The sequence below is a fragment of the Komagataeibacter sp. FNDCR2 genome, assembly GCF_021295395.1.
Taxonomy (GTDB): Bacteria; Pseudomonadota; Alphaproteobacteria; order Acetobacterales; family Acetobacteraceae; genus Komagataeibacter.
This window is the reverse complement of record NZ_JAIWOU010000001.1, coordinates 2,603,677-2,614,913: the sequence shown is the minus strand read 5'-3', so window position 1 is coordinate 2,614,913 and position 11,237 is coordinate 2,603,677. Positions and strand designations below refer to the sequence as shown.

Annotated in this window: 11 protein-coding genes; 2 read left to right on the top strand and 9 right to left on the bottom strand. The window is 65.9% G+C overall.

Annotated elements, in window-relative coordinates; translation table 11 throughout:
- Positions 1-62 precede the first annotated feature (62 nt).
- A complete protein-coding gene (locus LDL28_RS12420) occupies positions 63-1,241 on the bottom strand; it encodes a deoxyguanosinetriphosphate triphosphohydrolase (RefSeq protein ID WP_233058825.1) in 1,179 nt (392 codons plus the stop codon).
- Positions 1,242-1,367: 126 nt separating this feature from the next.
- Between LDL28_RS12420 and LDL28_RS12415 the strand changes: the two genes are divergently transcribed.
- Together LDL28_RS12415 and LDL28_RS12410 are read left to right on the top strand one after the other, a co-directional pair.
- Positions 1,368-1,733 (top strand): iron-sulfur cluster assembly accessory protein, encoded by a 366-nt coding sequence (locus LDL28_RS12415; protein WP_233058824.1) that lies wholly within the window; start codon positions 1,368-1,370, stop codon positions 1,731-1,733.
- Positions 1,730-2,515 (top strand): exodeoxyribonuclease III, encoded by a 786-nt coding sequence (locus LDL28_RS12410; RefSeq protein ID WP_233058823.1) that lies wholly within the window; start codon positions 1,730-1,732, stop codon positions 2,513-2,515. Before LDL28_RS12415 ends, LDL28_RS12410 begins: the two co-directional genes overlap by 4 nt.
- On the opposite strand, the gene LDL28_RS12405 is transcribed toward LDL28_RS12410, so the two are convergent.
- The 8 genes from LDL28_RS12405 to bcsD form a co-directional block, all read right to left on the bottom strand.
- Complete coding sequence (locus LDL28_RS12405) at positions 2,490-3,386, bottom strand: EipB family protein (protein WP_233058822.1); 897 nt, start codon at positions 3,384-3,386, stop codon at positions 2,490-2,492. The genes LDL28_RS12410 and LDL28_RS12405 overlap by 26 nt on opposite strands.
- A 4-nt stretch (positions 3,387-3,390) precedes the next feature.
- A complete protein-coding gene (aspS, locus tag LDL28_RS12400) occupies positions 3,391-5,187 on the bottom strand; it encodes an aspartate--tRNA ligase (protein ID WP_233058821.1) in 1,797 nt (598 codons plus the stop codon).
- Between the two features lie 134 nt (positions 5,188-5,321).
- Entirely contained in the window at positions 5,322-6,413 is a 1,092-nt protein-coding gene (gene mtnA / locus LDL28_RS12395) for an S-methyl-5-thioribose-1-phosphate isomerase (protein ID WP_233058820.1), read from the bottom strand.
- 249 nt (positions 6,414-6,662) lie between these two features.
- Complete coding sequence (gene htpG / locus LDL28_RS12390) at positions 6,663-8,546, bottom strand: molecular chaperone HtpG (protein WP_233058819.1); 1,884 nt, start codon at positions 8,544-8,546, stop codon at positions 6,663-6,665.
- 97 nt (positions 8,547-8,643) lie between these two features.
- Positions 8,644-9,267, bottom strand: coding sequence for an NUDIX hydrolase (locus tag LDL28_RS12385; protein WP_233059297.1), 624 nt, complete (start codon positions 9,265-9,267; stop codon positions 8,644-8,646).
- A gap of 11 nt (positions 9,268-9,278) precedes the next feature.
- On the bottom strand, positions 9,279-9,737 hold the full coding sequence (locus LDL28_RS12380; protein WP_233058818.1) for a cupin domain-containing protein: 459 nt from the start codon (positions 9,735-9,737) through the stop codon (positions 9,279-9,281).
- Positions 9,738-9,823: 86 nt separating this feature from the next.
- The gene (locus LDL28_RS12375; RefSeq protein WP_233058817.1) at positions 9,824-10,492 is read right to left on the bottom strand and encodes a hypothetical protein; all 669 of its coding nucleotides are present in this window, start codon (positions 10,490-10,492) and stop codon (positions 9,824-9,826) included.
- 251 nt (positions 10,493-10,743) lie between these two features.
- Entirely contained in the window at positions 10,744-11,214 is a 471-nt protein-coding gene (gene bcsD / locus LDL28_RS12370; RefSeq protein WP_025813054.1) for a cellulose biosynthesis protein BcsD, read from the bottom strand.
- Positions 11,215-11,237: the final 23 nt, after the last annotated feature.

Below are 11,237 nucleotides of genomic sequence, written 5' to 3'. Positions count from 1 at the left end.
GCATAAAGGGCCCGCGCGGCTGCCCGGCGGGCATGGCAGGCGGATATCTTGCTGCGCGTGTTTCACCCCGGCGAGGACAGGTCCGTCAACCGTCGATATTCCTCCATCGCGCAGCGATCGGTCATCCCGGCTATATAATCGGCCACCACGCGGCACGCGCGCGCCCTGTCCCCGCCCTCACACGCCGCCACCGCCAGTTCACGCCAGCCATCGGGCAGCAGGCCGGGATTTTCCGACAGGATGGTAAAAATCGATTCGACCGTCAGCCGCGCCTTGCGTGTCATGCGGTTGACGCGCCAGTGCCGGTAAAGGCGCGCGTACAGGAATTTGCGGATTTCCAGATTGGCCGCCGCCGTTTCCGGGCTGTAGGCCACCACGGGGCCGGCGGCATGGCGGATATCGTCCGCGCCACGCGGGGCGAGGCGTTGCAGGTTGCGCTGTGTCTGGCCGATCAGGTCCATGGCCAGCGTGTTGATGACACGGCGGATCGTCTCATGGCGCAGGCGGGGGTCACGATCGCTTGCGCCATGCGCGCCCGCGCGCTGGGCGGCGCGGGCTTCGGCCAGGGCGTCCCCCACCACGGGCAGGGCCTCAAGCTCCCCGATATGCAGGAGCCCCGCGCGCAGGCCATCGTCCAGATCATGGGCGTGGTAGGCGATATCGTCCGACACGGCGGCGACCTGCGCCTCGGCCGAGGCATAGCTGTCGAGTTCCAGCCGGTGCCGCGCCGCGTAATCGGCCACATAGGCGGTGGGGTGGTCCACCGGGCCGTTATGCTTGGCCAGCCCCTCAAGCATTTCCCATGTCAGGTTCAGGCCATCGAAGGCGAAATAGCGCCGCTCCAGCAATGTCACCAGCCGCAGGGACTGGGTATTGTGGTCGAAGCCGCCCCACGGCTTCATGGCGGCGGAAAGCGCTTCCTCCCCCGCATGGCCGAAGGGGGTGTGGCCAAGGTCATGCGCCAACGCGAGGCCTTCGGTCAGGTCTTCCTCCAGCCCCAGCCTGCGGGCGATGGAGCGCGCGACCTGGGCCACTTCCAGCGAATGGGTCAGGCGCGTGCGAAAGAAATCGCCTTCGTGGTTGAGGAAGACCTGGGTCTTGTACTGGAGCGTGCGAAACCCGGCGGAATGGATGACCCGGTCGCGATCGCGCTGCCACGGGCTGCGTGTGGGGGCTTCGGCCTCGGGGTGGAGGCGGCCACGGGCCGTTGCGGTCTGGACAGCGTAGGGTGCAGTATTCATATAGGATCAAGACCCAGCCATGGATGCGGCGACATATGATGATGCCGTTCGCCCATCCTAACCCGCGCGCAGCCCGTGGCCAACATGATCCAGCCCCGGCGCGTTCCACAGATCATGGTGAACCCGATGTCCACGTCTCCCTCCCCGACTACAGAGAGCTTCCGTGTATCGGACGCGGCGGCGAAGCGCCTGCGTGAAATACTGGACGGGCAGGCCCCCGGCCCCACGGGCGAACCGGCGCTGCGCGTATCGGTCCTGGCGGGGGGGTGCAACGGATTCCAGTATAAATTCGCCCTTGAGCCCGATGCCACGCCCGATGATATCGTGATCGCGGCGGGCACGGCGCGCGTGCTGGTCGACCCGGCCAGCATGGACCTGCTGGCGGGCGCGGAGCTGGACTTCAACGACAGCCTGATGGGCGCGCACTTTACCGTGCGCAACCCCAATGCCGCGTCATCGTGCGGGTGTGGCACCAGCTTTTCGGTCGAATGATGAAATTCGCCACCTGGAACGTCAATTCCATCCGCCAGCGTCAGGACCATGTGCTGGACTACCTTGCCCGTGAACAACCCGACGTGCTGGCGTTGCAGGAAATCAAATGCGCGACCGACCTCTTTCCCGTCGAGGCGTTCCGCGCCGCAGGCTACGACAGCGTGGTGGTGGGGCAGAAAAGCTATAACGGCGTCGCCATCCTGACGCGGCATCCCCACACGGTCATCCATGACAGCCTGCCCGGCTGGGAAACCGACCCGCCGCAGGCCCGCTACGTGGAAATACGCACCTGCGGGCTGGTGTTTGGCAACCTGTACCTGCCCAACGGCAATTCCGGCGGCAGCGTAGGCTACGAATCCAAGCTGGCCTTCATGGACGCACTGGCGCTGCATGCCCATGCCATGCTTCAGGCCGGACAGGATTTCGTCCTGCTGGGGGACTACAATGTCTGCCCCACCGATGAAGACTGCGCCCCCGGCGCGCTCGCCCCCGATGACGCCCTGCTGCGCCCGCAGAGCCGCGCGGCCTTCCGCCGCCTGCTCTGGCTGGGGCTGACCGATGCGTTGCGCGCCCTCCACCCCACCGGGGCGTTCTATACCTTCTGGGATTATCAGGCCGCCGCCTGGCAGCGCGACAGCGGGCTGCGGATCGACCATGCCCTGCTCTCGCCGCGTGTGGCCGAACGGCTGCTTGGCGCGCTGCCCGCGCGCGCGGAACGTGGCAGACCCCAGCCTTCCGACCATGTGCCGCTGGCGGTTACGCTGGAGGACGCGCCGGGCTGACAACGGCCCCGCGCCCGGGTAGCGCGCCCGTGCCGGGGCAGTGATCGGGCACGGGGAGCGGCCTGAACTCCCGCAGGGTTCCGGCCATGCGGAACTGGCCGAAATCCAGCTCCACCCTGTCGGCCACCCCATTGGCGAAATAACGCATGCCCGTCTCGAACATCGGGGCCATGTCGCGCGTGGTGGTGTTGTAATAGGCCACATGCGCCCGCACTGCCGCAAGCGGGGACAGCGCCGCGACGGAAGTGGCGACGGGCGGCGCCTGCCGGCCAAGCAGCAGCACATAGGTACCCAGCGCGCCAGAATCCACCGTGCCATCGAACAGATAGGGTGAAATCTGCCCCCTGCCCGCCAGCCCGGCCTGGATTATGGCGGCGGTATGCGCGACGGGAAACAGGGTGTCGGCCGGCAGCGCCACGTCATGCGCCACGGGGGCTGTATAATGCACGCTGCCCCCGGCGGGGCGCATCCGGGCCTCCCCCGCGATACGGGGGGCGGGGCTGCCGTTTTCCGTCTGGTCGGCACGGAAGATGAGGGAGGAGCCGTCCTTTTCCTCCAGCACGGCATAATCCGAATCGCTGACCGCTTCCGCCCCGCCGCGCCCGGTCGTGCGCAGGTGCAACTGCTGCTGCATTGACCATGTCGAACACATATCGAACAGGACGAAGGTCAGTTTCCCTTCCGCGGTGACCACATCGCCACCATTCACGGCGGACAGGGACAGGTCATACACCGCCCGGTGGGCCAGCATGGCGGGCGGGGCCGCCATGGCGCATCCCTGCCACAGGGCCGTGGCCATGATGGCCGCGACCATGCCCGCCGGGTAATTTCGGCCACGGCGTAGCAGGAACCGCCAGCCCGCCATGGCCATGCGCTCAGCCCTTCGCCTGGCCGGGCTTGGGACGCGGCAGGTCAAGGGCGAGGGAAAGTTCCTTGAGCCGCTGCGGCTCGACCGGGGCGGGCGCGCCCATCATCAGGTCCTGGCCCTGCTGGTTGAGCGGGAACAGGATCACCTCGCGGATGTTGGGCTCATCGGCCAGCAGCATCACCATGCGGTCCACGCCCGGCGCGGATCCGCCATGCGGCGGCGCGCCGTAACGGAAGGCGTTGAGCATGCCGCCGAAGCGGGCCTCGACCTCACTGGCCGGATAGCCCGCGATCTCGAAGGCGCGGATCATCACATCGGGCTGGTGGTTACGGATCGCGCCCGAGGACAGTTCCACGCCGTTGCACACGATGTCGTACTGGAACGCCTTGATGGTCAGCGGATCCTGTGTCTGGAGCGCCTCCATGCCCCCCTGCGGCATGGAGAAGGGGTTGTGGGAGAAGTCGATCTGCCCCGTTTCCTCATTACGCTCGTACATCGGGAAATCCGTGATCCAGCAGAAGCGGAAGGCATTGTGTTCGATCAGCTCAAGCTCGGTCGCGACGCGCGTGCGCACGCTGCCGGAGAAGCGGACCATCTCATCGCCCTTGCCCGCGACGAAGAACACCGCGTCGCCCGCCTTCAGTCCGGTTTTGGCGCGGATGGCCTCGATCCGGTCGGCCTCGAGGTTCTTCGCGATCGGGCCCTTGCCGCCATCCTCGGCAAAGATGATGTAGCCAAGACCGCCCGCACCGGATTCCCGCGCCCAGTTATTGAGCTTGTCAAAGAACGCGCGGGGGCGATCCCCCGCCCCGGGCGCCGGGATGGCGCGGATCTGGCCGCCATCGGCCGCGATGCGGGCGAACAGGCCAAAGCCGGACCCGGCAAAGGCCTCGGTCACGTCCGAAAGCAGGAGCGGGTTGCGCAGGTCGGGCTTGTCGCTGCCATACACTTCCATGGCCGTGGCGTAGGGAATGCGCGCGAACGGGGCCTGGCTGACGATGCGCCCGCCGCCGAATTCCCTGAACACGCCTTCCATCACCGGCTCAAGGGTTGCGAACACGTCTTCCTGTGTGGCGAACGCCATCTCGAAATCAAGCTGGTAGAACTCACCCGGCGAACGGTCGGCACGGGCCGCTTCATCACGGAAGCACGGCGCGATCTGGAAATAGCGGTCGAACCCCGCCACCATGGCCAACTGCTTGAACTGCTGCGGGGCCTGCGGCAGGGCGTAGAACTTGCCTGGATGCATGCGCGCGGGCACGAGGAAGTCACGCGCGCCCTCGGGTGAGGACGCGGTCAGGATCGGGGTCTGGAACTCCACGAAACCAAGGTCCGTCATCCGCCTGCGCAGGCTCGCGATCACCTGTGCGCGCAGCATGATGTTGCGATGCACCTTGTCACGCCGCAGGTCGATGTAGCGGTAGGTCAGGCGCAGGTCCTCAGGGTAATGCTCGTTGCCCGCCACCTGCAGCGGCAGCACGTCGGCGCTGGACTGCACCTCGATTTCACGCGCGCGCAGTTCGATCTCACCCGTGGGCAGGTTGGGGTTCGCGGTCGCGCCGTCGCGCAGCACGACTTCGCCGGTTACCGTCAGCACGCTTTCCACCCGCACCCGCTCGGCCGTTTCCAGCACGGGGGAGCCGGCCGGGATCACGATCTGCGTCATGCCGAAATGATCGCGCAGGTCAATGAACAGCAGGCCGCCATGATCGCGCTTGCTGTGTACCCACCCCGAAAGGCGGGCCGTCTGCCCGGCGTCGGCAGCCCGCAGGGCCGCACAGCTATGGGTACGATAGGGATGCATGCTCTTGTCCTGATTCTACCAGATTCCGGGGGGCGCGACCTGTTGGTACGCGCCCGGTTGCTGGCGCGACAAAGCCAATCCTGCCCCCACCTGTCAAGGTTATAGGTAACTGCCCGCCCCGTACGGGGCGGGGCTCAGACGTATTCGGGGAACAGGTCGCACAGGCCATCCGCCGTGGCGGGGCAGCGGCCACGTTCGGTAATCAGCCCCGTGACCAGTCGCGCAGGCGTGACATCGAAGGCCGGGTTGGCCCCGTGGCTGCCATCGGGCACGAGCTGGACGGTCGTGGGCACACCGGCTTCGTTACGCCCCTGTATGTGGGTGACTTCGCGGCCCGGGCGTTCCTCGATCGGGATTTCCCGCACGCCGTCGCTTATGGTCCAGTCAATGGTGGTGGAAGGCAGCGCCACCCAGAAGGGCACGCCATTGTCCCGCGCCGCCAGCGCCTTGAGGTAGGTGCCGATCTTGTTGGCGACATCACCCGTGCGGGTCACGCGGTCGGTGCCGACAATGACCATGTCCACCATGCCGTGCTGCATCAGGTGGCCACCGGCGTTGTCCGCGATGACGGTATGCTTCACCCCATGGCGGCCGAGTTCCCATGCCGTAAGGGACGCACCCTGGTTGCGCGGGCGCGTCTCGTCCACCCATACATGCACGTCGATGCCACGGTCATGCGCCATGTAGATGGGGGCCAGCGCCGTGCCCCAGTCCACCGTCGCGATCCAGCCCGCGTTGCAATGCGTCAGGATATTGACCGGGCCGGGACGGAGGCTGGCCACCTGCTCGATCAGTTCCAGTCCCTGCCGGCCGATGGCCTCGTTCTGGATCACGTCTTCATCACAGATACGCCCGGCCTCGTCATACGCCGCCGCCACGCGCCCGGCGGGCGCGGTGGTACGCAGGCGTATCAGCATACGCCGGATCGCCCATGCAAGGTTGACCGCCGTGGGGCGGGTGGCCGCCAGCAGGGCGGCGTCACGTTCCATGGCCGCGTCGCTGCTATCGTGGCGCAGGGCAAGCGCCAGCCCATAGGCGGCGACCGCGCCAATCAGCGGCGCGCCACGCACCTGCATGGTGCGGATGGCGTGCGCCACCTGGTCGCGTTCGGTCAGGCGCAGGATATCAAGCGACCAGGGCAGCCGGGTCTGGTCAAAGATATGGACTGACCAGCCATCCTCCGCATCCACCCAGACACTACGATAGGAGACGTTATCAATTTTCATATATTCATTGCCACCGTCGAAAAACCGGAACACATCACAAGGACGCGTAGGGAAGCATCCGGCCCGCGTGTATTCAAGCCCCCCGGGCCGAATACTTTATCAGGGGCGCGCGGGGATTTTCATTCCGCCCGGCCTGCCCCGCATAGATATGCGCGCAAGGGGGGAATAAAAGAGGTATCGCGTTCCAAAAAAAACATCCCGCCATGCACAGGCATGGCGGGACGTGACAACTCAGACCGGAGGGATGGATCAGCCCTGCGGGCCGTCCGACACCGGCAGGCGGGTCAGGATGGAGGTCAGGCGCTGGGCGAAGCCGGTCGGATCCTTCGGGCTTTCGCCATCCTGAATCCGGGCCATGTCCATCAGCACCAGCGCGATATCCTGCACCGGGTCGCCATTCCTTACCCGCGTGGCCAGATCAAGGATCAGCGGATGGGCGGGATTGACCTGCAGCACAGGGGCCGTATCGGGCACCTGCTGGCCGCTGCGCTTCATCAGCCGGATCATCTGCAGGTCGGGGCCGGATTCGGGGGCTGCCAGCACCACGGCGCTGTTGACCAGCCGATTGGTGCCCTTCACGTCCGAAACCGTGTCCCCCAGCGCTTCCTTCAGCGCGGGGATGACCACTTCCAGCGCGCTCTTTTCTTCCGCCGTTTCCTCGGGCGCGCCAAACTTTTCCAGGTCGGTGTGGAACTGGCTGATATTGCGCAGGGGCGTATCCTTGTACACGCCCAGACGGTCCGGCCAGAAGGAATCCACCGCGTCCGACAGCAGCAGCACCTCGATCCCGCGCGCGCGGAAGCCTTCAAGCTGCGGCGAGGTGGGCAGCATTTCCGTACGGTCGCCGGTCAGGTAATAGATTGCTTCCTGTTCCGGTTTTTTACGTTCCAGATACGCATCAAGCGTGGTCCAGCCTTCCTGCGTGCTGGAACGGAAGCGCGCGATGGTGGCCAGTTCGGTGCGGTGCTCGGCGTCGTCCCAGATGCCTTCCTTGAAGGTGGGGCCGAAATTGTCCCAGAATTTCTCGAAATCCGCTTCATCTCTGGCGCGGGTCTTGAGTTCCGAGATCACGCGGTTGGTCACGGCCTTGCGGATGCGCGCGAGAACGGGGGTGGCCTGCAACATCTCACGCGAGACGTTGAGCGGCAGATCCTCCGTATCGACCACGCCGGTTACAAAGCGCAGCCACGGCGGCAGCAGCCCGGCATCGTCGGTAATGAACATACGGCGCACATGCAGGCGGATCTGGCTTTCGCGCACCGGCTCGGCGAATTCGAAGGGCTTGCTGCCCGGAATGAACAGCAGGGCCGAGAATTCCAGCGTCCCTTCGGCATGCCAGTGCAGCGTGGCCCACGGCGTATCGAAATTATGGCTGACGTGACGGTAGAACTCGTTGAGCTGTTCTTCATCAATCTCGCCACGTGGCTTGCGCCACAGGGCCGTGCCCTTGTTCGCGGCGGTTTCCTCGCCATCCTTGACGATGCTGATGGGCCAGGAGATGTGATCGGCCCATTTGCGCACGATCGTCTCGAGCTGCCATGAATCAAGGAAGTCATTCGCGTCTTCCTTGATGTGCAGGATGATGTCGGTGCCCGCCTTCTCACGCGTGGCGGGGCTTATGGTGTAATTGCCCTTGCCGGTGGAGGACCAGCGCCATGCTTCCTCGCTGCCCGCGCGGCGTGAAATCACGTCCACCCGGTCCGCCACCATGAAGGCGGCATAGAAGCCCACGCCGAACTGCCCGATCAGGCTGGGCTTGTCCTCGGGCTTCGCGTTGGCCAGTTCCTCGCCAAAGGCGCGGGTGCCGGAACGCGCGATGGTGCCCAGGTTACGGGCCAGCTCATCCTTGCCCATGCCCGCGCCGTCATCGCTGATTGTCAGCAGGCGGGCATCCTTGTCGGGGTTGATGCGGATCTTCGCATCATCGGGCAGGGCGCGCGCGCCATCGGTCAGGGCCTCGAAACGGCGCTTGTCAGTAGCATCGGCGGCGTTGGCCACCAGTTCACGCAGGAAAATCTCACGTTCCGAATAAAGGGCATGCACCACAAGGTCGAGCAGCCGCCCGACCTCGGCGCTGAATTCATGCTGTTCGCCCGAGGCTTCGGGTGGGGTTGCCGTGGTCTGTTCGGTCATTGTCTGTCCTGTTATTTATGGAAATGCCGGTAGGTTACAATTTGTATGGGATATGGAAATCTTTGCGGGGATTTCAATGGCCTGCCATGGCGTGTTTTCAGTCAAAATCCGTTGGCAGGTCCGCATTGCGGGCATGGACGAACATGCGCGCGATCTGTGCGGGCAGCACGCGCCCCACCGATAGGTCGGCGGGAATGTCCGCCGCGCCGAACCAGCCGATTTCCGATGTCTCGATACTGGTCCGCGCCACGCCGCCGGTCAGTTCACACAAAAAGAACAGCGTGTAGCACGGAAAAGGACCGGGCGGATGGCCCTGCCGGTCACGGTCCCATACCGCCGCGAGGCGGGTCACGCGGATGGTGTGGCCACTTTCCTCACGCACTTCCTTGATCACGTTTTCCACCGGGGTCAGGTTCACATCCGCCCATCCGCCCGGCAGGGTCCAGCGGTCATGATCGAGCCGCTCGCGCACCATCAGGATACGCCCGCGCGCATCGAACACGCCCGCACGGACCACGACCTTGGGCGTGGCGTAGCCATGCTGCCCGGCAAGCAGGTCCAGCACGCGGTCCATCACCGCCCCGCTGCCCACGGCCATCATGTCGGCCGCGATCTTCCTTATGTTTTCATAGCGTTCCCGATCAAACGGGTTCTGGGTAAAGGCCAGTCCGCTCTGGGCCAGGGCCTGCAGTTCACGCGCCCATAGCAGCCATTGCGGCATGGCCCGCGTCGTCACGGGGCCGCTCCATCGGGCGACCAGCCGGGAGGGGCGAGTTCAAAACTGCTGAACACGAAAGCCGGCGCGACCTGACAGGCGACAAGGCTCCAGCCGCCCTGGCTGGATGCGGCCTGCCATGCCCCTGCGGGCACCACGGCCTGAAGCACCTGCCCCCGCCCCGGAAGGGGGCCAAGCAGGATGCGGCTGACAGGCGCGCCCGCCCGCGCCGCGATTTCCAGTAGCAGGGGGCTGCCGCCCTGCCAGCACCAGATTTCCGCCGCATCGACCCGGTGCCAGTGCGACCGCTCCCCCGCCGCGAGCAGGAACTGGATGGTCGAAACCGCGCCGCGCGGGCCATCGGCGGGGCTGTCACGCCATATCTCGCGGTAGCTGCCCCCTTCGGGGTGGGGGTGCAGGTCCAGTACGCGCCGCACTTCATCGGCGGGCAGGTTCGGGTCTCGCAGGTCGGTCATGTCTGGATCCTTGCTCCGGTCACGCGGCTGGTCCCGGCGTAGCGCCCCTGCCCGTCCACCGCAATCCGTGTCAGTGCGCGATCTCGTCAGTGCGCGACTTCGGGCGGGGGCGGAAAATCGAGCATCTGGTTCGTATAGGTTTCCACGACCTCGCTGAACGGCTGGTCATGCGCATCGCGCAGCACCGCACGCTGCCGCACGATTTCCGCTGGCGGCACGATCATGGCGCCGGATGCCACCGCCCCGCTTCCGGGCCATGGCGACCACAGCCGGGTGAATTCCAGCCGCTGGCGGGAGAAATTCAACGCGGCCACCACCCGGCCAAAGGGCACGTCGGTCTGCTCCAGCGCGGCGTTCATCGCGGCTGTCAGCCGGTCGGGCACGTACCAGTTATCGGCCACGGACAGGACATGCGGGCCGCAGACCAGCCGCACCTGCCTGTGCCGGACAGGCTGGGTGGCGCTGACCGCCAGTTCGGCCCGGACCCGGTCGGGCACGATGTCCGGGCCGGTCCGCGCGACCTTGCGCGCCATGATGACGGGCGGGTCCGCCATGTGGTGCAGCGCGCACCATGCCTCCAGCGCGCGTGTGGCGCTGGGGTGGGTCAGGAGCATGATTTCCATCTCCTGGATCGCCACCAGCATGCCCGCGCGCCCAAGGGGCGTATCGGGCCAGCCCGCCGCCGTCACGGGCACGGTACTGGCGACCAGCAGCCCCAATGTCCCCATGGAGATCGACAGCACATGTTTTTTCATTGGCCTGCCCCCAGCGTGCGGTGCGCGCGACCATGGATACGGGCGAACATGGGGAACGGATCACGCCCCGCCCCGTTGTCATGTACCGGAAGCCGCCGCCCCATCATGGACCTGAAGCAATGACAGCGACCCCACGAACGGCCGCGGCCCACCCCCCGCCTTCAGCCTGCATGCTGGAGCCGGGATGGCGGGCCATGGGGGGGCGTCGTCCTTTCCGGCCCGGAAGGCCGGCTTCAACCAGTCCGCCAGCCTTACAGCGAGCTGCTGCGGACGCGCATGTAAAGGATGATGGTCTGGCGCGGCACGGAATCCAGATCTTCCGCCTCCAGATCGCGCATCACCACGTAATCCCCGAACGCGCCCGGCTGTGACGTGATCCAGCGGCCGTACAGCCCCTCCAGCACCGGAGCCAGCCAGGTTCCCGGCGGCTCACCCGCGCTGCCAACCTGCGGCAGGTCCTCATGCACGATGCGCAGGGTCTTTTCCTCGCTCAGCAGTTCGAGCGAGACATAGCCCCAGCCGATCATGGACAGCAGGGCGTTGAGTTCGATCTGCAGGGTATCGATCGTGTTGCACAGCGGCGGCGCAAGACGGCCCGCCATGCCGCGACCGACCTCGCGCAGAAGCTCGTTCCTGACCTCGATCCCGGCCTGATCGTCAATTTCCCAGGACAGGGCCTGAAGGAACAGGGAAAAATCCGGTTGTTTCTTGAAAGTTGTCATTACTGGTCCATAACAAGATAGTG

Bases quoted from the DNA above. Each gene is read 5' to 3' on its own strand.
- LDL28_RS12420 (WP_233058825.1), bottom strand. From the start codon at position 1,241: ATGAATACTGCACCCTACGCTGTCCAGACCGCAACGGCCCGTGGCCGC.
- LDL28_RS12415 (WP_233058824.1), top strand. From the start codon at position 1,368: ATGTCCACGTCTCCCTCCCCGACTACAGAGAGCTTCCGTGTATCGGAC.
- LDL28_RS12410 (WP_233058823.1), top strand. From the start codon at position 1,730: ATGATGAAATTCGCCACCTGGAACGTCAATTCCATCCGCCAGCGTCAG.
- LDL28_RS12405 (WP_233058822.1), bottom strand. From the start codon at position 3,386: ATGGCCATGGCGGGCTGGCGGTTCCTGCTACGCCGTGGCCGAAATTAC.
- aspS (WP_233058821.1), bottom strand. From the start codon at position 5,187: ATGCATCCCTATCGTACCCATAGCTGTGCGGCCCTGCGGGCTGCCGAC.
- mtnA (WP_233058820.1), bottom strand. From the start codon at position 6,413: ATGAAAATTGATAACGTCTCCTATCGTAGTGTCTGGGTGGATGCGGAG.
- htpG (WP_233058819.1), bottom strand. From the start codon at position 8,546: ATGACCGAACAGACCACGGCAACCCCACCCGAAGCCTCGGGCGAACAG.
- LDL28_RS12385 (WP_233059297.1), bottom strand. From the start codon at position 9,267: ATGCCGCAATGGCTGCTATGGGCGCGTGAACTGCAGGCCCTGGCCCAG.
- LDL28_RS12380 (WP_233058818.1), bottom strand. From the start codon at position 9,737: ATGACCGACCTGCGAGACCCGAACCTGCCCGCCGATGAAGTGCGGCGC.
- LDL28_RS12375 (WP_233058817.1), bottom strand. From the start codon at position 10,492: ATGAAAAAACATGTGCTGTCGATCTCCATGGGGACATTGGGGCTGCTG.
- bcsD (WP_025813054.1), bottom strand. From the start codon at position 11,214: ATGACAACTTTCAAGAAACAACCGGATTTTTCCCTGTTCCTTCAGGCC.